Annotated in this window: 20 protein-coding genes; 5 read left to right on the forward strand and 15 right to left on the reverse strand. The window is 59.1% G+C overall.

Features of this window, described 5'->3' with window-relative positions:
* Positions 1–76: 76 nt before the first annotated feature.
* The 7 genes from GXM22_RS11140 to murC form a co-directional block, all read right to left on the reverse strand.
* The gene (locus GXM22_RS11140; protein WP_005931278.1) at positions 77–1,813 is read right to left on the reverse strand and encodes a portal protein; all 1,737 of its coding nucleotides are present in this window, start codon (positions 1,811–1,813) and stop codon (positions 77–79) included.
* A gap of 275 nt (positions 1,814–2,088) precedes the next feature.
* Positions 2,089–3,522: a phage terminase large subunit gene (locus tag GXM22_RS11145; protein WP_005931285.1), complete on the reverse strand. Its 1,434-nt coding sequence runs from the start codon at positions 3,520–3,522 to the stop codon at positions 2,089–2,091.
* Positions 3,519–3,803 (reverse strand): hypothetical protein, encoded by a 285-nt coding sequence (locus tag GXM22_RS11150; protein WP_005931289.1) that lies wholly within the window; start codon positions 3,801–3,803, stop codon positions 3,519–3,521. The genes GXM22_RS11145 and GXM22_RS11150 overlap by 4 nt, the downstream gene beginning before the upstream one ends.
* A gap of 313 nt (positions 3,804–4,116) precedes the next feature.
* Positions 4,117–6,870, reverse strand: coding sequence for an insulinase family protein (locus GXM22_RS11155; protein ID WP_035393693.1), 2,754 nt, complete (start codon positions 6,868–6,870; stop codon positions 4,117–4,119).
* A gap of 249 nt (positions 6,871–7,119) precedes the next feature.
* The gene (locus GXM22_RS11160) at positions 7,120–8,370 is read right to left on the reverse strand and encodes an MFS transporter (protein ID WP_005931296.1); all 1,251 of its coding nucleotides are present in this window, start codon (positions 8,368–8,370) and stop codon (positions 7,120–7,122) included.
* A gap of 5 nt (positions 8,371–8,375) precedes the next feature.
* Positions 8,376–9,173, reverse strand: a complete 798-nt coding sequence (locus GXM22_RS11165) for a zinc dependent phospholipase C family protein (protein ID WP_005931300.1) — start codon at positions 9,171–9,173, stop codon at positions 8,376–8,378.
* 258 nt (positions 9,174–9,431) lie between these two features.
* Entirely contained in the window at positions 9,432–10,811 is a 1,380-nt protein-coding gene (gene murC / locus GXM22_RS11170; RefSeq protein WP_035393696.1) for a UDP-N-acetylmuramate--L-alanine ligase, read from the reverse strand.
* Positions 10,812–11,137: 326 nt separating this feature from the next.
* On the opposite strand from murC, the gene GXM22_RS11175 reads away from it, so the two are divergent.
* Positions 11,138–11,983, forward strand: coding sequence for a DegV family protein (locus tag GXM22_RS11175; RefSeq protein WP_005931309.1), 846 nt, complete (start codon positions 11,138–11,140; stop codon positions 11,981–11,983).
* A gap of 71 nt (positions 11,984–12,054) precedes the next feature.
* On the opposite strand, the gene GXM22_RS11180 is transcribed toward GXM22_RS11175, so the two are convergent.
* From GXM22_RS11180 to GXM22_RS11215, 8 genes are all read right to left on the reverse strand, one after another.
* Entirely contained in the window at positions 12,055–13,725 is a 1,671-nt protein-coding gene (locus tag GXM22_RS11180; protein WP_005931311.1) for an amino acid ABC transporter ATP-binding/permease protein, read from the reverse strand.
* Complete coding sequence (locus GXM22_RS11185; protein WP_005931313.1) at positions 13,722–15,455, reverse strand: ABC transporter ATP-binding protein/permease; 1,734 nt, start codon at positions 15,453–15,455, stop codon at positions 13,722–13,724. Before GXM22_RS11185 ends, GXM22_RS11180 begins: the two co-directional genes overlap by 4 nt.
* Entirely contained in the window at positions 15,452–15,850 is a 399-nt protein-coding gene (locus tag GXM22_RS11190; RefSeq protein WP_005931315.1) for a metal-dependent transcriptional regulator, read from the reverse strand. The genes GXM22_RS11185 and GXM22_RS11190 overlap by 4 nt, the downstream gene beginning before the upstream one ends.
* A gap of 123 nt (positions 15,851–15,973) precedes the next feature.
* Entirely contained in the window at positions 15,974–16,144 is a 171-nt protein-coding gene (locus GXM22_RS11195; protein WP_005931317.1) for a FeoB-associated Cys-rich membrane protein, read from the reverse strand.
* Between the two features lie 34 nt (positions 16,145–16,178).
* Positions 16,179–18,368 (reverse strand): ferrous iron transport protein B, encoded by a 2,190-nt coding sequence (gene feoB, locus GXM22_RS11200; RefSeq protein ID WP_005931319.1) that lies wholly within the window; start codon positions 18,366–18,368, stop codon positions 16,179–16,181.
* A 25-nt stretch (positions 18,369–18,393) separates the two neighbouring features.
* Positions 18,394–18,615, reverse strand: a complete 222-nt coding sequence (locus GXM22_RS11205; RefSeq protein ID WP_005931321.1) for a FeoA family protein — start codon at positions 18,613–18,615, stop codon at positions 18,394–18,396.
* Between the two features lie 79 nt (positions 18,616–18,694).
* A complete protein-coding gene (locus GXM22_RS11210) occupies positions 18,695–18,910 on the reverse strand; it encodes a FeoA family protein (RefSeq protein ID WP_005931323.1) in 216 nt (71 codons plus the stop codon).
* 403 nt (positions 18,911–19,313) lie between these two features.
* Positions 19,314–19,892 (reverse strand): DUF3793 family protein, encoded by a 579-nt coding sequence (locus GXM22_RS11215; RefSeq protein ID WP_035393698.1) that lies wholly within the window; start codon positions 19,890–19,892, stop codon positions 19,314–19,316.
* 216 nt (positions 19,893–20,108) lie between these two features.
* On the opposite strand from GXM22_RS11215, the gene GXM22_RS11220 reads away from it, so the two are divergent.
* The 4 genes from GXM22_RS11220 to GXM22_RS11230 all read left to right on the forward strand — a co-directional run bounded on the left by GXM22_RS11220 (position 20,109) and on the right by GXM22_RS11230 (position 22,492).
* Positions 20,109–20,630, forward strand: a complete 522-nt coding sequence (locus tag GXM22_RS11220) for a GNAT family N-acetyltransferase (RefSeq protein WP_005931330.1) — start codon at positions 20,109–20,111, stop codon at positions 20,628–20,630.
* Between the two features lie 205 nt (positions 20,631–20,835).
* The gene (locus GXM22_RS15080) at positions 20,836–20,973 is read left to right on the forward strand and encodes a hypothetical protein (RefSeq protein ID WP_005931339.1); all 138 of its coding nucleotides are present in this window, start codon (positions 20,836–20,838) and stop codon (positions 20,971–20,973) included.
* A gap of 132 nt (positions 20,974–21,105) precedes the next feature.
* On the forward strand, positions 21,106–21,690 hold the full coding sequence (locus GXM22_RS11225) for a uridine kinase family protein (RefSeq protein ID WP_005931342.1): 585 nt from the start codon (positions 21,106–21,108) through the stop codon (positions 21,688–21,690).
* A 97-nt stretch (positions 21,691–21,787) separates the two neighbouring features.
* Complete coding sequence (locus GXM22_RS11230) at positions 21,788–22,492, forward strand: ABC transporter ATP-binding protein (RefSeq protein WP_005931348.1); 705 nt, start codon at positions 21,788–21,790, stop codon at positions 22,490–22,492.
* Positions 22,493–22,494: the final 2 nt, after the last annotated feature.

Consider the following 22,494-nt stretch of genomic DNA (forward strand, 5'->3'; position numbering starts at 1 on the left):
ACCTCTCCGTCACCTGCGGTGCCGCCTCCCCTCATAGGGGAGGCAAGCCAGCAGCAGCGTGAACCTGGCTCTCCTGTCAGGAGAGCTGGCGCAAAGCGCCGGAGAGATTCTTCGCCAATGCTCTTGTGCTCAGATTTTCCTCCGCGCCGCTCAATTTTTCGCGGAATTGCGTAATCTGCATCTGGGCCGCCGTCAGCTTCTGTGCCAGCGTGCCGTTCTGCCGCACCCTCTGGCGCACTTTTTCGATGCCCTCAAAGTCCATCATCTCCAGTGCCGCCAGGGCCGCGTCGGCATTCTGGGGTGCAAAGAAACCCAGCTGGTAGCACTCCTTCGCCGTTTCATTCTGGGAAAGGCGGCTGAAGGTGGATTTTTTCTCAGCGCTCACCACGATATCAAACACCGGTTCCCGGCTTCCCAGCTCCACGCCGCCCATCAGCCCCATGGGGCGGGCACGCAGCGCTGCCCCGGAAAAGGGCACGAACTCCCTGCCTCCGGCAGGCCCGATGACACGGAACACCCGCTCCTCATCGTAAAACTGCCGCATCAGGTCAATGATGAGGTAGCACTCCCTTGCAAAGGCCCGGTAGGCGCTTTTGAGCATATCGCGGGAGAGCTTGCTGCCCGCCTCCTGCAGGGCCGCAATGGCACTTGCCGCCGTCACGCCGCCTGCGGTGCCGCCCTGGGTCATATCCCGGTTTCCGCTGATCTCCTTCAGTTCCTCAATGCGGCTGTTGCGGTAGCTCAGGCTGTTTCCCTGCAAACCGGCGGTCTGCAATGGACGGAAACTCTCGTCTCCCAGCCGCCCGGCCACATGGACGATGTCCCGGCTGAGATCCGCCAGTTCCTCCTCGTTCACGCCCGCCGTGTCGCTGAGCACATACCGCTGCTTGGATGCCAGCAGGACATTTTCATCCATGGCATGGTTCATCCGGTCGATGGCGGTCTGGCATTCCTTCATCACATCGATATAGCCAAAGCCCGCCGGGCTGTCCTCTTCCATAAACAGCGGGTCGAACACGAAGGGATATTTCCCGTGGTCGTAGAAGCCCCGCCCGGCAAGGGCCGGGTCGTTCTCGCTGGCGTAGAGCACCACGCCGTTGCAGAACTTGCAGTAGTGGAGCAGGGTGTGTCCGGCCTTGTCCGGCTTTTTGTAGTACCAGTCCACCACCACGCTTTTTTCGGTGGTATCCAGCCCGCCGTCGTGGAGAAAACGGGGTACATCCAGCACACTGGCGCTGTGGCCCTTCAGCTGGGGCCAGCGGTTTTCCAGCTGTTTGGTGTTCTCCATGCTCAGGGAGAAAAAGTGGGGCGAGGCCTGGATATCAGCCACGCCCGGCTCCCAGTAGAGCATGAGCAGGTTCATGGGCCGGATGGCGATCTCTCCCACGCCGCCCCGGGCCTCCGGGTCCCAGAACACGCCCTTGACCCCGGTGCCCTGCTTGAGCTTGCGCCACCAGGTGTCGCTGTACACCTGCTCATAGTCTGCCTGCTCCAGCACCACCGGCAGGATGCTGGAAAGCACCTGTGCGGTCTGCGCATCGTCTGCCGCCCGGGGCAGAACGTTGGGGGCCGGGTAATTGTCCATGGCATCGGCGTGCTTGTTGGCAATGCTGTTGAACAGCCACCCACTGGCAGGCTGGGGCTTGCCCTCCATCATGGGGTTCTGGTAGTTCTTCCAGTGTCCCATCCGGAACCACAGCTCGTTGTCCACAATGCGTTTGTCCAGCGCGGCCTTTCCGGCCTTGTATTTCTGTAAAATGGCAGTGGCTTCGGCCACTTCTTCTACCCCGATGGGGGGCTTTTCATCGATCATTGCTTACTCCTTTCTTGTTAGCTTCCTCACCCTCTCAGTCTCGCTCCGCTCGCCCACAGCCGGGTTGCGGCTCCCAGCGTCTGCTTCACTCTGTTCGCATCCTTGCTGGCCGCTGCCCCAACAACTCCTCCCTCAATCCGCCGCTGGCGGCGGTCGTCGTCGTTGCTCCCAAAGTGGGAGCTTCTGACGAAACTGCAAACTTTGCAATAACTGCCAAGGCCTCGCCCTTCGGGAGAGGTGGCAGCGCGCCAGCGCTGACGGAGAGGGTGAGCCGCCTATACCCTGTAAAATCTTGCCCTCCGGTGCAGCTCCAGCGGGTCATCCCCCAACGGAGGCTGCACGGTCTGCCGGGGCGGGGAGATGGGATTTTCCATCAGCACATAGCGGCACTCGTCATAGATATGGTCCTCCTGCCGGGTGTCGATGTCCTCCACATTGCTCTCGTCATAGACCAGGTTCGGGAGGGTGCGGATGAAGTGCCTGCAGGTGTTGAACACCTGAAACATGGGCCGCCCCTCCCCATCGAACGCCAGCCGGTAGTGGAACTGCATCTTCCCCGCCAGGCGGGTGTGGTCACCGGGGACCCAGTGGAGAAAATGGGGGCCCCGCTCCATCATGGCGGCAATGCTCTCGCCCCGGCTCTCATCAAAGATGGCGGGGTCAGCCACCCCCAGAATGGTGCGGCCCTTGAGCATCGGGTCGTTCTGCTCCGCCTCCCGGATCCGCCTTGCCTGTTCCACCGGATCGATGCGCAGGCCCTCGTTGGGGCGGCCCGTGCAGCCGTACAGCTCCTTGATGCGGTAAAGCCTGCCCTCCTCATCCGCCGCGTACCACCCCACCGAGAACGGCTTCGAGAAACCGAAATCGTACCCCCGGTAGATCTTCCAGTGTCTGGGGATGGCAAAGGGCGCAATGACATGGGTCCAGCGCTGGTCCTGATAATGCCCCGGGTCGTTCCGCCACTCGGTGAACACCTGCCCCGAAAAGCTGTCCCAGCTGCCATAGAGCAGGGCCTGCTTTTCCGCTTCGGGCAGGCTTGCCAGACTGGCAAGGTAGTCCGGGTCATTTTCCAGCAGGGCGGGGTTGTCGAACACGCTGGACGGGATAAACACCCTTGCCCGCTCCAGCACCTTCTCGGTTCCGTCCGGCATCCGCACCGGGAACTGTTCCACAATGGGGGTGCCGGGCGGGGCAGGCGTGATGAACCTGGCTTTCACCCAGCCGTGCCCCACACCGCCGGGATTGGTGGTGGCCCGCAGGTAGACCCGGGTGCCCGGGCCGGTAGGGCGGTTGCGGCTCATCATATAGCTGTACTCTTCCCACTCGAAATGGGTCAGCTCATCGAACCCGATGAAGTCGAAGGCCTTGCCCTGATAATTTGTGCGGTCCTTGGTGTACTGCATGGAACCAAAGTAGATCTTTGCCCCGCTGGGGAACACCCACACATGGCTGGTGGCGTTGTACTGCGCCGTAGGAAAAGCCCGCTTGTAGTAGGCCATGCTCTTGTCCACCAGATCACTGAGCTGGGGGTAGGTCTTGCGCAGGATGAGCCCCCGATAGTGGGGGATGTGCACCTGCCGCAGGGCCTCGATCACCAGCGCGTCACTCTTGCCGCCGCCTGCCGCGCCCCCGTACAGGGCTTCTGGTTCTGGGCGGCGCATGAACTCCGCCTGCCGGGGCTGGGGCCGCCATACGATCTCTGCATTCATACGTCCTCCACGGCTGGCAGAAGCACCACGCCGCACGCCCGGGCCTCGGCATCCGCACCCTGATCATTCAGGGTCTTGGCCACCGCAGCCAGATCCTTCAGCACCGCCGTAGCCTCCTTGAGCCCCTTCATCAGGGCGGGGTCAGAGCCATCGCCACGCTGGGCCTTCTGCCGGGCGTTCAGTTCCTTGACCTCCTGCGCCAGCATGGTGCTCAGGGTGTCGGTGGCCTTGTGCAGGCTGGCAAGGCTCTTGTCCCTGCCCGGCTGTTTTGCTTGCGCCATCCTGTGTTCTCACATCCTTTCTGTTTGGCTTGGCACAAGGATACCAGCTTTTCGTCCCCTGCAACAGCGCGCACTTTTGCAGGGCTGTTTTGTACTTTTAGCGTCATAAAATCCCATCCGTATAAAACAATCTTTCATTTTTCATCGCTGTATCGCACCGTGCAGAAATCTCCGTTTTTCTCTCGGATTTTTCACGCGCAGACACATCAGGTGCGTGAAGCGCCTTTTGCGCAAAAAAGCAGGCACTCCGCCCGCCCCGTCCGGGGCAAAGTCAGAGTGCCTGCTTTCGTTACAGATTCAGTTTCGGTTCTGCTTACAGGGTCTCGATGCGGTCAAACAGCTGCTTGCCTGCTTCCACAGCGTCCTTGCTGCCAAAGACCACACGGGTAGCGTTTGCCATCCGGTCTGCAAGGTCTGCGGCCTGTGCCCGGATCGTTTCAGCTGTCACGCTGCACATGGCCTTGCGGTCCGCGGCCAGCATAGCATCGGTGATGCCGCAGAAGTACCGGCGGTCCAGCTCCTTGGCCTCAGCGTTGGGCTTTTTGGGCGAATCCATCTCGGACACCGCACCCACGATGAACTCGGTCAGGTCTTTTTCGGTGTACTCCCGGCCTGCCAGCGCCTCGGGGGCCTTGGCAAAGGTCTCGTAGCTCTCGGTCAGGTGGGGGTCACGGTAGGTGTACAGTCCCTCGGTCTGGGCACGGGTCAGCATTCCGGTGCCGTAAGCGCCGCCCACCTCACGGATGTTGTGCCACAGGTATTCGTAGCTCATAATGCGGGCCAGCACCCGGCGGTCGGCCTGCCGCTCCATGGGCCAGGTCAGGATATCATAGTTCACGCCGCCGTCAATAATAAATGCCTCGTTCACGGGGGCCGTCAGCACCTCTGTGTAGGGCTTGGCAGCGGTGCGGCCCTGGGCAGCAAAGGCACTACCGGGCAGCAGGGCACGCAGCTTTGCCAGCGCTTCCTCACTGCCATGCAGGCTGACGGTCAGGGCTGCATGGTTCAGCACCTTTTCCCGCACCGCTTCCAGCTTTTTGCCCATGGCGGCCCAGTCGGCCTGTTCCAGCAGGCCGCACAGGAAGTGGTACCCGGTCACGCCGCTGCACCGCTCGCTCAGGGCATACTCCACGGAGTAGTGGGCGGCGGCACGCACGGCAGCGTACTGGTTGCCCTGCCGGATGAACTGCTGCTCCATGTTCAGCTTCTGCTGGCTCAGCACCCGGGCAAAGGCTTCCTCGGCCTTGGGACCGGTCAGGCAGGTCTTGTAGAGGTACTCACTGCCCAGCGCAATGGCCTTGTCCAGATTCCGTTCCAACAGGCTCATGTTCCAGGTAAGCTTTGCGTGGCAGGGGCTGCCCTCCTGCCGCCCGGTCCAGAAGCTGATGCAGGCCATGCTGTTGCCCAGCCAGGTGGCGCGCTGGGTCTGCAGCTCCCGGGCAGTGTGCTCCGGGGTATCCAGCTCGTCCAGAATATCAGTCAGCAGGTCAAGATACTGCACCTCTTCCGGGGTGCACTCGCCCAGGTCGTAGTAGAAATTCAGATACAGACTGCCCTTGGAGGGGTGGTGCAGCAGCTCCGCACCGGCCAGCGGTTCCACTGTACCGGCAGCGCTCCTGTCACCGTCGCCCAGGTCGGCCACGGTCAGCGGATGGTCCAGCACCAGCTTGCCGTCATTGCGGGCAGGGGCAGCATCTTCTTCGTTCTTCTTGGGCAGGGCCGGGGTCTGGATCACCTGCACCGGCTCGGCCAGCAGCAGATTCTTCAGCAGATCGTTGAACCAGCCGGTGGAGAGCTTCTCCCGCAGGGAAGCAAACAGTTTGTCGGTGTGGAGCAGCAGAGCCGGGTCTCCGGTGTGGAGCCAGCCGGTGGCGGCATAGATGGCATCCAGCACACCGTCGGGCAGGCTGCCCGGGCGCTCCAGAGAGGCAAACTCCATGGCGTTCAAGCTGGCCAGCAGCAGTTCCTCGGGGATGCCCCCTGCCAGCAGGTCGGTCACAGCCTGTTTCACACCAACTGCAAATTTGGGGGCAGTCTCTGCGGTGGCCCCCCGCAGCACCAGCTCCAGCGTGGGCTGCAGGGTGCTGTCGTCAAAGCCAATGTCGATATCCGCGCCCAGCTTCTGCTCCAGCAGAGCTGCCTTCAGCGGGGACTGGTTGGTGCCCAGCAGGGCATCCAGCAGGATCTCCACGCCCAGCTGGCGCTCCCGATCAGCAAACGCGCCGGTGTACCAGGCCAGCGCACACTGCACCTGATCCGGCTCGGGGTTTTCGGTGTAGTACGGGATGTGCACACGCACACCGTTCTGCTGGTCCTGCACCGTCAGCCGGGGGCGGCTGGTGCCCTTGGGCATCCTGCTCAGGTAGTGCTCATCCAGAAACGCCAGCTTCTCGGCCATATCCATCTTGCCGTACAGGGTGATGCAGCAGTTGTCGGCACTGTAATGACGGCGGTACACCCGCTGGTATTTTTCATAGGTCAGGGCCGGGATGGAGGCCGGGTCGCCGCCGGACACAAAGCCGTAGGCCGTATCCGGGAACATGGCCCGCTCCAGCGCGTTCTGCAGCTGCGCGTCCGGGGAGGCCAGCGCACCCTGCATCTCATTGTAGACCACACCGCTCACCGTGCCGTCCGCGTCCCGGTGCCAGCCCTCCTGCTCGAACACGGCCTTGTCCACCATGGCCAGCGGGCAGAACACGGCGTTCAGGTACACGTCCATCAGGTTCCTGAAGTCGGTCTCGTTGGGGGTGGCAAAGGGATACACCGTCTTGTCCGGGAAGGTCATGGCGTTCAGGAAGGAGGCCATACTGCTCTTGAGCAGCTGCAAAAAAGGCGAGGTCACGGGGTACTTCTCGCTGCCCGCCAGCACCGAGTGCTCCAGAATGTGGAACACACCGGTGTCGTCGGAGGGGAAGGTGCCGAAGCCGATGCCGAACGCCTTGTTGGTGTCCTCGTTCTCCACCAGCAGGACAGTGGCCCCGCTCACATCGTGGTTCAGAACCGTCAGCACACCGTGCTGCTCCGGGCAGTCCTCGCGGCGCACCAGCGTATAACCGGGATAGTTCATGTTGTTTCTCCTTTGGGTCATATTTTTTCAAAGTGTTTGGCCCTATTGTACCACGCCTTCCGGTAAGACGCAACGAACAAAAAAAGGCCCTCCCAAAGGGAAGGCTCTTGCGGTTAAACCCCACCGTCATCCCTGCGGGATGCCACCGCCCCTGGTAGGGGCGGCCTTGGCAAAGAGGTCAGGCTTTGCGAAATACCAAAGGCCCCACTACTAGGGGGGCTGTCACCGCAGGTGACTGGGGGGTTCAATTCACTTTTGATCCGACACCCGGAACAGCACGAATCCCACAACGAACAGCACGATCAGGCTGCCCACGCCCACATTGGCGCTGCCGGTCAGCTGGCTGCCCACACTGACGATCATGGTGCCCAGAAAGGATGCGCCCTTGCCGCAGATATCGAACAGACCGAAGTACTCGCCCGATTTTTCCGGCGGGATGATCTTGGCAAAATGGCTCCGGCTCAGCGCCTGGATGCCGCCCTGGAACATGCCCACCACAACGGCCAGCACCCAGAACTGCCACTGGTGCTTCAGGAAAAAGGCAAACAGCGCAATACCCGCATAGGCTGCGATGCAGACCGGGATGAGGGTGCCTGAGGGGTATTGCCCGCTCAGCCGCCCGAACACCAGTGCCGAGGGGAAGGCCACGATCTGGGTGACCAGCAGCGCCAGCAGCAGGCCGGTGGTGTCCAGCCCCAGGGCCGTGCCGTAGGCCGTGGCCATATCGATGATGGTGTACACACCATCGATGTAGCAGAAAAAGGCCAGCAGGAACCAGAATACCTGCCTGTCCTCTTTCAGGTGGCGGAGGGTGTGGCCGATGCGGGCAAAGCTCTGGCGGATGGCATGTTCCTGCACCTCCACAAAGTGCACCTGCTTATACTGGCGCAGCAGGGGCAGGGTGGTCACCAGCCACCAGACGGCGGTGATAAAGAGAGCAAGGTTCAGCGCCGTCATCTGGGAGATACCGATGCTCCCGGCCCCCAGCACCAGCGCCAGACAGACCACAAAGGGCACACAGCTGCCAATGTAGCCCCAGGCATAGCCTTTGGAGGAGACCTCATCCATCCGGTCCGGCACAGTCACATCGCTGAGCATGGAGTCATAGAACACCAAACTGCCCGAAAAGCCTACCTTGGCAAAGATGAAGATGAGCAGGAACGGCAGCCAGGTGCTTGCCATCCCCATGGCGCAGCAGCCGATCACACCCACTGCCACGCAGAAGGTGAAGATGGGCTTTTTGTAGTTGCGGGTATCGGCCAGTGTGCCAAGGATCGGGCTGAGCACCGCCGTGATGACTGTGACCGCCGAGGCTGCATAGCCCCAGTAGGCCAGATACTCCACCGAGCTCAGGCCGCCCCCCTCAGCCAGTGCGTTGAAGAAGATGGGGATCAGCGTTGCCACCAGCAGCACAAACGCCGAGTTGCCCACATCGTATAAGATCCACGCCCGTTCCAGGCTGGTCAGGCGAAATTTTTGCTTTGCTTTGTCCATTTGCATTCCTCTCAAAATTCTCCGAAGGTGTGGTCATAGGCCTTGTCCAGCGGTGCGCCGTTGGAGAGCCCTTCCACATATTCCGTGATGAGCCGCACTGCCAGCGGGAGAGCCTGCTGATACAGCGCTTCCAGCTCTTTGTCGCTGGCCTCGCACCGGGGATTGGGCTGGAGGTTCGCCACCAGCCCGTGCATGACATCATAGGTACCTGCCGCTTTCAGGGCCGTCAACACCACCCAGCGCTTGACCGGGCTGGTAGCCTGCAGCAGATGGTGCACCCGCACCATGCCCCGCATGGCTCCGTAGGTCTCGTCTGCCGTGACATTTTCATAGAACGGCGCAATGATCTTTGCAAACTCCCGGTTGGGGCGGATATGCCCCGCCGTGAAAAAGTGCATCGGGTCAAGCCCGTCCTCCCGCATCAGCTGGTTGTCAAACTCCGTCTCGATCTCGCAGTGGCTCACACCGCTTTCCCGGGTATAGCGCTCCACATAGGGGTGGCAGGTGCTGTCCAGTGCAAAGTGGCAGACGAACCCCAGCGCATAGGCCAACGCAGCATTCTTGTTGCGGGCCGTGTTCACCACGCCCCGGGCCCGGGTAAAGAACACCCGGCCCGGCTGCTCGTGCATGGCGTTGCCCAGCCGGTTCACGGGGTTGGACTGCAACGCCCGGTAGTAGAACATCAGGTCAGGCCCGTGCAGGCCCATATCATACAGCGGCCGGTACGGGGTGATCTTTTCCCGCAGCTCCCTGGGCAGCTGCACCAGAACATCCGCACCAAAGCGGCGGTGTGCATACGTAGATGGCATATCCTCTCTCCTCCTTTTCGTACCAGAATCAGTATAGCAGAATCCCACCCCCGCCGCCACCCTTCCGGGTCTGATTTGTGTAAAATTTTTGAGATATTTTTCATTACGCCCATCCCATAGCGCAAAAACGCCCCGCCGGTCTCCCGGCAGGGCGCTTTCGCAGGGTGGATATTGCAGACCAGTTCGGTCTGTGAAACGTCCGGCAGGCAAAAGCCGCCGGGCGTTTTTGACCCGGCGGCTTTCAGCTATTCCAAACGATCAGTCTTTCTTCACCATCATCTTGCTGGCCTTATAGATATCGCCGCAGCCCAGAGTGATGACCAGATCGCCCTCCCGGGCGTTCTGTTTGACCCAGTCAGCGGCAGCCTCCAGGCTGTCCACCAGCACAGAGTTGGGGATCTGCGCCGCCAGCTTTGCGCTGGTAATGGTGGGGTCGTTGGGCTCGCGGCTGCCCATGATGGGGGTGATCACCGTGATATCAGGGATCTTGAACACATCCACAAAGTCGTTGAACAGCATCTTGGTCCGGCTGTATGTAAACGGCTGATGGACTGCGATGACACGATTGTAGCCCAGCTCCTTGGCGGTGTTCAGGGTCGCGCGGATCTCGGTGGGATGGTGGGCGTAGTCGTCCACGACCACCGCGCCGTTGCACTCGCCGTAGACCTCAAAACGGCGGCCTGCCCCCTTGAAGTTCAGGGCAGCGTTGGCGCACTCCTCCACGGTCAGGCCCACAGAGCGGCAGACAGCACACATGGCCAGTGCATTGTAAATGTTGTGGCGGCCCGGCACTGCCAGACGGATGTGGCCCAGCTCATTGGTATCCCACTCCTTCAGATCAAATTCAAAGAAGCCGGGCTTGTATTCCTGCACGTTGACAGCACGGTAATCGGCCGCATTGTCAATGGCAAAGGTGCGCACGCGGCGGTCCAGGGTGTACATGACATCCATGGTGTTCTTATCATCTGCATTGGCAAAGATCATAAAATGGGTCATCAGGGCAAAGCGCTTGAAGGCAAACTTCAGCTCGCCCATGCTGCCGTAATAGTCCAGATGGTCGTTATCGATGTTCAGCACCACGGACATATAGGGGGTCAGCTTGAGGAAGGTCTCGGAGAACTCGCAGGCCTCGATGACGATATCATCACCCTTGCCGGCCTTGCCGTAGCCGCCGATGAGGGGCAGCTTGCCGCCGATGACTGCAGAGGGATCACGGCCTGCCAGCTCCAGTGCGGTGGTGATCATGGAAGTCGTGGTGGTCTTGCCGTGGGTGCCGGAAACGCAGATGCTGTCCTTGTACAGGCGGCTCACATAGCCCAGCAGAACACTGCGCTCCACAGTGGGGATGCCATAGGAAGCGGCAGCGTTCAGCTCCACGTTGTCCTTGGCAATGGCGGCAGAGTAGACCACCAGGTCAGAGCCGATCACGTTGTCCGCAGCATGACCCAGGCTGACCTTCACGCCCATCTCCCGCTCCGAGCGGATGATGCTGCCGTCCAGCACATCGCTGCCGGAGATATCATATCCCTTGGCAGTGAGGATCTGGATCAGCGGATACATACCGCTGCCGCCGCAGCCGATGAAGTGGATCTTTTTTACATGATCCAGCAGATGCATGGTATAATCAGTAACGAACATAAGCAGGCAAACCTCCAATAAACAAACGGCCGCAAGGCAGACCGAATCCATCTTAATTCTTGGGTACTACTTATTATATAATTTTTGGCCGACAAAATAAACAGTTCCGAGCGAATTTTCGGAAAGAACCAGAAACTCCGGCACATTTTTGTGACAACTGTACAGATAGCCCATGGATTTTCGCCCCTTTTGCACACTTCATAAAAGATTTACATTTTTTATCAGCTTGATAGCTAACAATTTTGAAGTATTTGTGATATGATAGTGGTAAATTTTGAACTATCACACTGCCGCCGGACGCGCGGCTGGAAAAGAGGAATCTCATTTTGAACATCAAGATCACTGCGGACAGCACCTGCGATCTGTCCGAAGCGCTGCTCCGGCAGTGGAACATCAGCCTGATCCCCATGCACATCCTCATGGGGGAGGAAAGCTATCTGGACGGCGTTACCATCCACCCCGTCGATGTATTCGCCCATGCCCAGAACGGCGGCAAAATGCCCAAATCCGCCGCCCCCAATCTGGTGGAATACACCGACTTCCTCGCCCCCTTTGCCAGAGACTACGATGCCGTCATCCACATCAATGTCGGCTCCAAATTCTCCTCCTGCTTCCAGAACGCCCGGCTGGCGGCGCAGGAGTTCGGCAACGTCTATGTTGTGGACAGCGAGAATATCTGCACCGGGCAGGGCTATCTCGTTCTGCAGGCAGCCAAGTGGGCCGCTGACGGCCTGCCGCCCAAGAACATTTCCATGCGCTTACAGGGCCTTGCCAAGCGGGTCGAGTTGAGCTTTGTGCTCAACCAGCTGGACTACATGGCCAAAAGCGGCCGCTGCTCCGGCGTGCTGGCCTTCGGGGCCAACATTCTGGGCATCAAGCCCAGCCTGGCCGTCATCGATGGTGAACTGAAAGTCGTGCGGAAGTACCGGGGCAGTCTGCCCATCTGCGTGGGCAAGTACATCACCGACCAGCTGGCGAACCGGGAGGACATCGACCGCAGCATGGTGTTCATCTCTTCCACCCAGGCGAAGCCCGGCTGCATGGAGGCCATCAAGGCCGGACTGCGGCAGTACGGCAATTTTGAGAATGTCTACGAGACCGACATCGGCACTACCATCGGCGGCTATTCCGGCCCCGGTACCATCGGCATCGTGTTTGCACGCAAGCAGTAAATTTCTCCCTGCACACAAAAAAGACGCGCTCATCACAGAGCGCGTCTTTTTTTGCATGATATCCGGTTTTCTCAGCTCAGCCGTCCGCTTTCTACCGAGAAGCTCAGGTCGGCCACGGCCATGGTGGATCTGCGATGGGAAACCAGCAGGACGGTCTTTTCCCTGCACTCATCCCGCACGGCCTTGAGGATGATCCCTTCGTTCAGGCTGTCCAGATTGGAAGTAGGCTCATCCAGCAGGAGAAAGGGTGCATCGTGCAGGAAGGCACGGGCCACACCGATGCGCTGACGCTCACCGCCGGAGAGTGCACCGCCCAGCTCGCCCACAGGGGTATCATATCCCTTGGGCAGGCTGTTGATAAAGCCATCCAGCGCGGCCTTTCTGCAGGCAGCCTCCACCTCGGCACGGGTGGCATCGCGCCGGGCGATCCGGATGTTGTTTTCAATGGTATCGTCAAACAGCTCCGTTTCCTGGGTCACAAGACTTTCCTGGGCGCGCAGGGCGGCAGTGTTCACGGCGCGGATGTCACGTTCACCAAACCGGATGGTGCCGCTGCTCACATCCCAGAAGCGCATGAGCAGCCGCAGAAAGGTGGATTTGCCGCTGCCGGAACGGCCCGTGATGCCCACGATCTTCTTTTCCGGGATAGTCAGGCTCAGGTCGTGGAGCACCTCTTCCTTGGCGTAGGCAAAGCTGACATGCTCAGCCTGTGCACCGGTAAAGACGGTATCCGCACCGTCGGTTACATCGGCGGTCACGGGGTCCTCGTCCAGCAGGTCAAGGACGCGGTCGGCACTGGCGAACACCTGGGTCAGGCTGGCACCGAGGTTGGCCAGCGCCACCACCGGGCCAAAGGAGCTCAGGGCCGACAGGGTGCAGACCAGCACCCCCTCCGCACCCAGCTGGCCATTCTGATACAGCCGGATGCTTACCCCCAGCACAGCCAGCGCCGTCAGCACGATGAGAGTGTTGGCCGTGCCCACAGTCACGCCCTCGCGGTACTTCATGGCCTTCTGCTTCTCCCCCAGCGTCTCGCTGTGGACTGTGATGCCCTCGGCACGCGCGGCGGTGTTCTGGTACTGCAGGATATCCCGCAGGCCGCGCAGGCTTTCCAGCAGATAGCTGTTGGTGTCGGCCAGAGCCTGCCGGTACTCGCGGGCGGCTTTGTCGCCCCGTCTGGCAGACCACACCGGCAGAGCAATGCCAACCAGCAGATAGCCTGCCAGCAGCACCAGTGCGGGCAGAATATGATAGCTGGCCGTAAAGCAGGTCATGCCGGTCACACAGAGGATCGCGATGCAGACCGGCGAAATGGTGTGGGCATAGAACACCTCCAGCTGCTCGATGTCGGCGGTGATCAGGGAGATCAGGTCGCCCCGGTCACGGCCCTCCAGCTTGGCGGGGGTCAGGCGGCGGAGCGCGCCGAACACCTTATCCCGGATGAGGGCCAGCAGCTTGAAGGCGATATAGTGGTTGGAGGCCTGCTCTGCGTAGCGCAGCACGCCGCGCAGCAGAGCAAAGACAAGGATGCAGACAAAGGCTGTGCCCACGCCTGCCAGCGGGCTGGGCAGGCCTGCCGCCGTGAGCAGGGCAAAGCCGCCGAAAACCGTGATAAAGGTGGCGCAGAAATGGCCGATGACACCCATGACAATGGCTGCCAGCATGATGGGCAGCATGGGCCGGACCAGCACGATCAGCCGTGCGGCAATGGCAAACGGACTGCGGTGTTTTGTGTTGTTCATGCGCTCACCTCCCCAAGGTCTTCCAGCTGTTTCTGGGCGTTGTACAGGCGGCTGTACACCCCCTGTGCCGCCAGCAGGTCGTTGTGTGTTCCCTGCTCGGCGATGCGGCCTGCCTCCAGCACATAGATGCAGTCGCTGTCCACCACATTGGCCAGACGGTGGGAGATCAGGATCACTGTTTTCTTTCCCGCCAGGCTGTGGATGGCTTTCATTATATCGTTCTCGCTCTCGGCATCCACATTGGAGGTCGCCTCGTCGAACACATAGATGGGTGAATCATGCAGCAGGGCACGGGCCATGGCAAGGCGCTGGCGCTGCCCGCCGGACAGGTTGGAGCCGCCCTCGTGGAGCGCCGTTGCAAGGCCGCTCTGGCTGCGGCAGAAGTCTGCAAGGTTCACCTGCTCCAGGGCCGCCCAGAGCTCGGCTTCGGCTGCATCGGGCCGGGCCATCCGGAGGTTGGCTTCCACCGTGCCTTTGAAGATGGCCGCATTGTGGGGCACCAGTGTCAGCAGGCGCAGACGGTCGGCCTGCTTCCATTCGCTGACCGGGATGCCGCCCAGCGTAACCTCTCCCTCCGTCGCGGTGCGGGCACCGGACAGGATGGCCGCTATGGTGCTCTTGCCGCAGCCGCTTTCGCCCACCAGCGAGACAAAACTGCCCTGCGGGATGGTCAGGGTCACATCGTGCAGGATGGTGCGCTCCTTCTCGTAACCAAAAGTGACATGCTCCAGCGCAAGGGTGCTGTCGGCCGGGTCGGCGGTCTTTTCGCCATCTTCAGGCTCCTGGGCAGAGAGCAGCCTGAAGATCTTCTCAGCCGAAGCCGCGCCATTCATGGCAATGTGGAAGTAGCTGCCCAGCAGGCGCAGGGGCAGGAAGAAATCCGCCGCCAGCAGGAGGATGGTCAGGGCGCTGGTCAGGCTGAGCTGGCCCTTGGCAAAGGCCGATGCCGCGCTGATGATGCCCAGACCGGCACCGCCGTAGGCCATCAGATCCATCAGGGTCACGCTGTTCAGCTGCATGGTCAGCACCTTCATCGTGATCTTGCGGAACCGCTCGGCCTGGGCATTCATCTCCTCGTGCTTCCAACCGTCTGCCTGATAGATCTTCAGGGTGGTCAGGCCCTGGATATTCTCCAGAAAGCTGTCGCCCAGGGTGGTGTACTCGCCCCAGTAGTTCGCCAGCAGCTTCTTGGCGAACTTCTGCACCGCCACAATGGACAGGGGGATGAGCGGCACACAGCACAGCAGAAGGATGGCCGAGCGCGCGTGCACGCCCACCAGCAGCACAAACAGGGTCACCGGGGCCAGCAGGCTGTAAAACAGCTGAGGCAGATACTTTGCAAAGTAGGTGTCGATCTGCTCCACACCCTCGCTGGCCAGCATCACGGCTTCGCTGGTGGCCACCGTCTCGCTGTAACCGGCCCCCAGCCGGGTGAGCTTTGCATAGATGCTGCTGCGCAGGGTGCGCTTGACATCCTTGGAAGCCCGGTCGCTCATATCGGAGGCGCAGAGGGTAAGGCCATAGCGCACCGGCACAGTCAGCAGGCAGAGCAGCATCCCCTGCCAGAGGGCATTGCCGGTCAGGCTGCCCGCAAACACGCCGCCGATGAGGCGGGATACCGTCATCACCAGCACCACATTGCACAGCATCCCCAGCCACTGGAACAGCACGTTCAGCCCCACATAGTGCAGGGCCTTCCGATCAAAGGAAAGCAGTTTCTTGTTGATCACGAAGCGTTCTCCTTTTCAGATTCATCCGGGCCGAACAGGCGGTCATATTCGCCGGTAAAAGCCCGTTCGGGCAGGGCCGAAGTCAGGGCCAAAGCGGCATTATAGCGTTCCTCCTCGGTCATGTCGATGCGCACAGGCGGAAAATGCGTCAGCACCGTTTCCAGTTGAGCCCTGACCGCCTTTGCCACAAAGATGCCCCGATCGGTCAGATAGATTTTTCCATAGTGTTCCTTCACGATCATTCCCCGATCCATCAGCAGGTTCATAATGCGCACCACGCTGGGCTTAGTCACGTTCAGCTTTTCGGCAATGCTGCGGGAGCAGATATCCAGATGCGTCTGGGAGACCTCATAGATGGCCAGGAGATACCGCAGATGGGCTGCTGTCAGTTCCATAGTATCACTCTCTTCTATAATAATGTAAGCTGCTTCCAGTGTTATCCAAAGCTAACTTTTTTCATTCTAAAAAAGGGCGCGGGCCGATTGAATGTTCGACCCGCGCCCAGCGGTTTTTACCGATCAGTGGCAGCCGCTGCAGCCGCCGCAATTGCCATTGCAGCCGCCTTCGCCGCAGCCCCCACAGCCGCCATGCTTGTGGGAGTGCCATGTGGCCCAGCCCACACCGCCAAACACGATAGCACCTACAATAATGGTAGGCAGATTAAAGTTCGTGGCCAGGAATTCCATCATACAGAACACACCCTTTCAAACTGGACAGATGATCTTACTTGATCTTGGAAACGTCGATCTTGACCTCGTTGTCGCCAACGTACTTGTTGGGGCGGAACATCAGGTACAGGAATGCGGCAAAAATCACGATTGCCACGATGGTGAAGAAGTTGAAGCCAACCTCACCGGTGATCAGGCCGCCGATCTGGTACACGACCAGAGCCGCGCAGTAGGCCAGAGCGCACATATAACCGATGGCGATGGCAGTCCACTTGCCGTTGTTCATCTCACGCTTGATCGCGCCCATAGCAGCGAAGCAGGGAGCGCACAGCAGGTTGAAGATCATAAAGGCGTAAGCGGACAGAGCGGTGTAATCCTGCGCAACTGCTGCCCAGATCTCATCACCGTTTTCAGACAGCTCGCCGCCGAAGTGATACAGAACACCGAAGGTGCCAACCACGTTCTCCTTTGCGATCAGACCAGAGACGGAAGCAACGGTTGCACGCCAGTTGCCGAAGCCCAGAGGAGCGAAGATCCAGGCGATCTTGGTAGCGATAGCGGCCAGGACGGAGTTGTCCTGATCCTCGACCATGCCGAAGGCACCATTCTCGAAACCGAAGCCCTGCAGGAACCACAGCACAACGGTAGCTGCCAGAATGACGGAACCGGCGCGCTTGATGAAGGACCAGCCGCGCTCCCAGGTGGCACGGAAAACGTTGCCCCATGCAGGCACATGGTAGGCGGGCAGCTCCATAACGAAGGGTGCGGGGTCGCCAGCGAAGAGCTTGGTCTTCTTCAGAATAACACCGGAGCAAATGATGGCAGCCATGCCGATGAAGTAAGCGGAAACAGCAACCAGAGAGGAACCACCGAACATTGCACCTGCGATCAGGCCGATGATGGGCATCTTAGCGCCGCAGGGGATGAAGCAGGTGGTCATAATGGTCATACGGCGGTCACGCTCGTTCTCGATGGTACGGGAAGCCATAACACCGGGCACGCCGCAGCCGGTACCGACCAGCACGGGGATGAAACTCTTACCAGACAGGCCGAAACGGCGGAAGATACGGTCCATGATGAAGGCGACACGGGACATATAGCCCACATCCTCCAGGATGGACAGCAGGAAGAACAGGACCAGCATCTGGGGAACGAAGCCCAGCACCGCGCCGACACCGGCCACGATACCGTCCATGATCAGGCCGTACAGCCAGCCTGCCACACCGATGCTCTCCAGGAAGCCGCCCAGCGCGCCCGGCACGATCTCTCCAAACAGGACATCGTTGGTCCAGTCGGTCGCAAAGGTGCCGATAGCCCAGCCGCCATCTGCAATGGAGGTGCCCATGGACAGGGAGTACATCAGGAACATGACCAGCGCGAAGATGGGCAGAGCCAGCACACGGTTGGTCACGATCTGGTCGATCTTGTCAGAAGCAGTCAGGTGCTCCACACGGGCCTTTTTCTTGACGGCCTTGTCAACGACACCGTTGATGTAGGAGTAGCGCTGGTTGGTGATGATGCTCTCCGCATCATCGTCCATCTCCTTCTCGCAGTCTTTGATGTGCTCATCAATGTGGTCAGCCAGAGCCTTGTCGAGCTTCAGCTCTTCCACGACCTTCTCATCCCGCTCGAACAGCTTGACCGCGTACCAGCGCAGGAAGCGGTCATCGACCTTGCCCTGAATGGACTCCTCGATGTGTGCAATGGCATGCTCCACACTGCCGGTAAAGACGTGGGGCAGCTCACCGGCCTTCTGCTTCTGGGCAGCGGCAACCGCAGCCTTGGCAGCAGCCTCGGTGCCCTCGCCCTTCAGTGCGCTGATCTCAACTGCCTGGCAGCCCAGCTCGCTGCTCAGCTTCTTCAGGTCGATCTTATCGCCGTTCTTGCGGACCAGATCGATCATGTTGACCGCCATAACAACGGGGATGCCCAGCTCGATCAGCTGGGTGGTCAGGTAGAGGTTGCGCTCAATGTTGGTGCCATCGATGATGTTCAGGATGGCATCAGGCTTCTCCTTGACCAGGTAAGTACGGGAGACGACCTCCTCCAGCGTGTAGGGAGACAGGGAGTAGATGCCGGGCAGGTCCTGGATGATGACGTCCTTATCGCCCTTCAGCTTGCCTTCCTTCTTTTCCACGGTAACGCCGGGCCAGTTGCCAACGTACTGGTTGGAGCCGGTCAGGTTATTGAACAGGGTAGTCTTGCCGCAGTTCGGGTTACCGGCCAGTGCAATTTTAATACTCATTGCGTGTCCTTTCCTCTCTTTGGAATCAAACCACTTCGATCATTTCAGCGTCGGCCTTGCGCACACTCAGTTCGTAGTTGCGCACGGTCAGCTCCATGGGGTCGCCCAGAGGTGCCACCTTACGGACATAGATCTCAACACCCTTGGTGATGCCCATGTCCATGATGCGGCGCTTGACCGGGCCTTCGCCATGCAGGCGTGCCACGGTGCAGGTCTCGCCGACCTTCACGTCCTTCAGAGTTTTCATGCAAATTTCCTCCTCTACTTGTCTTTATTCAGAGACCATTCCAGTGTCGGAGCAGGTCCCAAACAGCGTGCTGCGCTGTTCAGCCGATCATAATGCGATTTGCCATCGTCCTGTCGAGTGCCAGGCGGCTTTCCTTGACCTGTACGATCAGGTTGCCTGCGATCTCGTTGACCACGGTCACTTCGCTGTCCACCACAAAACCAAGCTCTGCCAGATGCAGGCGGACTTCATCTTTGCCGGTGATCTTCTTAATGGTGACGGTCTCGCCCGCCTTCGCCATTGTCAGAGGCATCATAACATTCCACTCCCTTTTTCATACTGTTTGTGGGCTGCTGATGCACCGGAGGGGTTAGTCAGTCGGAACTATCAGCATAGATAGTTTACGCTTACTAACCTTTGTTGTCAACAGTTTTTTCATCATTAAAAGTTAGTTTATATGAACAAACAGTTTTTCTGCCCAAATATCCCAGTTTTTTTATCACAATCAACAACAACTAACTCAAATTCCTGAGTAAAAGTTAGCCATTGTTTACATTTTACCGTCATTTTTTCTGTTTGAAAATGACACAGCCGCCCGGTGCAGTAGTCAAGGCTGCAACGGACGGCCGCGTGTCAAAAGGAGGATTTCTTCCCACCGGAGCGTGGTTTGTTCCGGTGGGTGCCAGGATAAAAAGAGAGTATTGGTAGAGAATGACTTGTCAAGCCGCCACAGCAAGGCGGAAAATGGGGGTACCCTCGTGGAACAGGCGCAGATATACTCTGGTGCACTTGTTCAACTGGGCAAAATGGCGCGCGGCGGCATCGGGGTCGCCGTAAGCCTTCCAGCAGCCGCAGCAGGTGAAGTTGCGGCCCTGATTTTCGATAAAGCCCACCACATCGGTGAGCGGATAACCAAGAAACACACCGATCTCATGGGGAAAATCGGCTTCGCAGCACAGCCGCCGGGACAGCTGCCGCAGCATACCGTCACAATCGGAAGCATCCTCCGGCAGGGCATAGCCCTCGCGTTGCAGGAACTCCTGCACCGCCTCATCGGCCAACACCTGACGCAGGCGGCTCTCGCGGTAAACATAAATGAGATACCGGTGGGTTTGAGCACAGCCCTTGAGGACCCGGACCTTCAGCCCCTTCTCCCCCAGCTGGTCATTCCAGCAGCGCACCCGGGCAGCCAAGTCGGCGCAGTCCCGGGTCTCATAGCGGAACAGCCCGGCTGGCTTCAGCCCTGCCAGCACCGGCGCGCACTGTTCGATCATCACGGTCTCAAAATTACGCTCCATGGCTGCTTTCCTCCGCTCTCGTTTTCTTCAGGAACAGCGTTCCCCGCCGCGCCGCGTTCTATGCAGGCGTTGCAGTTAGATATTTCTAACCTCAAACTTTAAAAGAATGCGGCTCAGACCATTTGTTTGCTGACCGCTTCGTGGTTAGTTATTTCTAACATGGCATTATCTTACCACAGCTCTGGGGTGGTGTCAAGGGGTTTTGACAAGTTTTCTATGACTTTCACACCTTTTGAAACCGCCCGGCTTCGCCTGCGCCCGCAGGAAGCTCGGGATGCCGGGTTTGCACTCTGCATCTGGGGTGACCCCATCACCGGAAAATATTTGTCCGACCCGGTGCTGGACGATATCGATGACCTGAACGAATATATGGAATTGCTCCGCAGCCTGAGCGACAGCACCGACTGCTATTATGTCATTGCAGAGAACAAAGTCACCCACCAGCCCATTGGTACCTGCTGTGCTGTGGTCAAGGATGGCGGCAGCTGCTGGGATATCGGTTACTGCATCCACCCTACCTGCTGGCGCAAGGGTTATGCCAAAGAAATGGTAAACGCTCTGGTGCAGTTCGGTGCACAGAACGGTATAAAAACCGTTCTGGCCGATGTTGCCGCCGAAAATGCCGGTTCCTGCGGCGTGATGCGTGCACTAGGTTTCACGCCCACTGAAAATGGAACCTTCCGCCGAAGTGGCTCTCAGACCGAATACAAAAGTCTGACATTCAAAAAGCAGTTATAGCATTTTTCATTGCAAGCTGTCGAATTTTCTGTTATACTGTATCCGTTGCCAGAAATGGCAGCAAGGTGCTGTCTGCATCATTGGTGGTCATGCTTTCCAATCCCGTATCGCTGATTCTTCCTACATGGAATAAAGTAGGATACCGGGGACGGAACTTTTTTGAAGGAAACTTCCCGGAGCCTGATGGCGAAGGGAGGGATGTCGAATGACGCTGTTGGAAACTCTGGCACTGCTCACTTTCATGCTTGGCTTGCTGAGCCTGATTGTGGATGTGGTCCGCCTGACTCTTGAGGTCATGGATAAGTTTTCGCAGAAGAAAAACGATGATAGCAAAAAAGATTGACTGCCTCAGCGTACCAAACCTGACAGTCAATCTTTTTTGATTCTCGGGAAGGAAAGCTGACCGATGTGGATCAGCGCCTTTTCTATTTATAGTATAGTCAATTTTTAACGATTTGTCAAGGATGTGTTCCCTATGCTTTCAACCACCCTTTCCCCTCTCGTGGAAAAACTCTCCAATTTTCTCTCTGTCCATCCCGATCACCCGGTGCTGGTGGCGCTGGACGGCCGGTGCGGCAGCGGCAAAACCACGCTGGCGGCACAGCTGGCCCGGCAGTTTCCCCAGAGCATCACGGTGCATACCGATGACTTTTATCTTCCTCCAGCCAGCCGTGTGGCAAACTGGGAGCAGATCCCTTGCGCCAACATGGACTTGGAGCGTCTGCGTGCCCAGGTGCTCACCCCCGCCCGGGCAGGGCAGGCGATCCCCTACCGTGCCTACTCCTGCCGGGCGGGTGCCTACCTGCCGGAACAATGCTTTGCGCCCCAGCCGCTGGTCATCGTGGAGGGCAGTTACAGCTGCCACCCCACCCTTGCGGACTGTTATGATCTGAAGGTTTTCGTCACCTGCTCCAAGGAAGAGCAGGCCCGCCGTCTGCTGGCGCGGGAGGGAGAACGCTATTCCGGCTTCACCGCCCGGTGGATTCCGCTGGAAGAGGGGTATTTCGCAAAATTCCAGATCGAGCAGACCGTTGACTTTATCCTTGATACGACCTGTTAACTTTTTGCAAATTCCAGCGCTCTGCCCCTGCAAACCTGCTACAAAATATGTTATAGTTAAGATGGAACAATAATTTTTTCAAGGCAAGGAGCAGTATATGGAACATTTTGTGCAGTTTGAGGATGTTTCCAAATATTATCAGACCGGCAGTGTCCGCATTGCGGCGGCCGATCACCTGAATTTTTATGTAGACAAGGGCGAGTTTTGCATCATTGTGGGTCCCTCGGGTGCAGGCAAGACCACCCTGCTGAACATTCTGGGCGGCATGGACACCTGCGACGAGGGCCATGTCTGGCTGGACGGGCAGGATGTGAGCCACTTTTCCGAAAAAGAGCTCACCACCTACCGCCGGTATGATGTTGGCTTCGTGTTCCAGTTCTACAATCTGGTGCAGAATCTGACTGCACTGGAAAATGTGGAGCTGGCCAGCGAGATCTGCCGTGATCCGCTGGACCCCGCCGCCACGCTGGAAAGCGTGGGTCTGGGCGAGCGGCTCAACAATTTCCCTGCCCAGCTTTCGGGCGGCGAGCAGCAGCGTGTCTCCATTGCCCGGGCGCTGGCCAAGAACCCAAAGCTCCTGCTCTGCGATGAGCCCACCGGTGCACTGGACTACAAGACCGGCAAGCAGGTGCTGGCCCTGCTTCAGCGCACCTGCCGCGAAACAGGGCGCACCGTCATCGTCATTACCCACAACACGGCCCTGACGGCCATGGCGGACCGGATCATCCAGGTCAAGAGCGGACAGATCCTGTCCAACAAGGTCAACGAACACCCGGTGCCGGTGGAACAGATCGAGTGGTGACC

The sequence above is a fragment of the Faecalibacterium duncaniae genome, from assembly GCF_010509575.1.
GTDB lineage: Bacteria > Bacillota > Clostridia > Oscillospirales > Ruminococcaceae > Faecalibacterium > Faecalibacterium duncaniae.

What these genes read in the sequence shown, in the direction of transcription:
- GXM22_RS11160 (WP_005931296.1), bottom strand. Translation starts at nt 8,370, where the DNA reads ATGCAAATGGACAAAGCAAAGCAAAAATTTCGCCTGACCAGCCTGGAA.
- GXM22_RS11155 (WP_035393693.1), bottom strand. Translation starts at nt 6,870, where the DNA reads ATGAACTATCCCGGTTATACGCTGGTGCGCCGCGAGGACTGCCCGGAG.
- GXM22_RS11220 (WP_005931330.1), top strand. Translation starts at nt 20,109, where the DNA reads ATGACTTTCACACCTTTTGAAACCGCCCGGCTTCGCCTGCGCCCGCAG.
- GXM22_RS11140 (WP_005931278.1), bottom strand. Translation starts at nt 1,813, where the DNA reads ATGATCGATGAAAAGCCCCCCATCGGGGTAGAAGAAGTGGCCGAAGCC.
- GXM22_RS15080 (WP_005931339.1), top strand. Translation starts at nt 20,836, where the DNA reads ATGACGCTGTTGGAAACTCTGGCACTGCTCACTTTCATGCTTGGCTTG.
- GXM22_RS11180 (WP_005931311.1), bottom strand. Translation starts at nt 13,725, where the DNA reads ATGAACAACACAAAACACCGCAGTCCGTTTGCCATTGCCGCACGGCTG.
- GXM22_RS11215 (WP_035393698.1), bottom strand. Translation starts at nt 19,892, where the DNA reads ATGGAGCGTAATTTTGAGACCGTGATGATCGAACAGTGCGCGCCGGTG.
- GXM22_RS11205 (WP_005931321.1), bottom strand. Translation starts at nt 18,615, where the DNA reads ATGAAAACTCTGAAGGACGTGAAGGTCGGCGAGACCTGCACCGTGGCA.
- GXM22_RS11210 (WP_005931323.1), bottom strand. Translation starts at nt 18,910, where the DNA reads ATGATGCCTCTGACAATGGCGAAGGCGGGCGAGACCGTCACCATTAAG.
- GXM22_RS11145 (WP_005931285.1), bottom strand. Translation starts at nt 3,522, where the DNA reads ATGAATGCAGAGATCGTATGGCGGCCCCAGCCCCGGCAGGCGGAGTTC.
- feoB (WP_005931319.1), bottom strand. Translation starts at nt 18,368, where the DNA reads ATGAGTATTAAAATTGCACTGGCCGGTAACCCGAACTGCGGCAAGACT.
- GXM22_RS11150 (WP_005931289.1), bottom strand. Translation starts at nt 3,803, where the DNA reads ATGGCGCAAGCAAAACAGCCGGGCAGGGACAAGAGCCTTGCCAGCCTG.
- GXM22_RS11165 (WP_005931300.1), bottom strand. Translation starts at nt 9,173, where the DNA reads ATGCCATCTACGTATGCACACCGCCGCTTTGGTGCGGATGTTCTGGTG.
- GXM22_RS11225 (WP_005931342.1), top strand. Translation starts at nt 21,106, where the DNA reads ATGCTTTCAACCACCCTTTCCCCTCTCGTGGAAAAACTCTCCAATTTT.
- murC (WP_035393696.1), bottom strand. Translation starts at nt 10,811, where the DNA reads ATGTTCGTTACTGATTATACCATGCATCTGCTGGATCATGTAAAAAAG.
- GXM22_RS11230 (WP_005931348.1), top strand. Translation starts at nt 21,788, where the DNA reads ATGGAACATTTTGTGCAGTTTGAGGATGTTTCCAAATATTATCAGACC.
- GXM22_RS11195 (WP_005931317.1), bottom strand. Translation starts at nt 16,144, where the DNA reads ATGATGGAATTCCTGGCCACGAACTTTAATCTGCCTACCATTATTGTA.
- GXM22_RS11190 (WP_005931315.1), bottom strand. Translation starts at nt 15,850, where the DNA reads ATGGAACTGACAGCAGCCCATCTGCGGTATCTCCTGGCCATCTATGAG.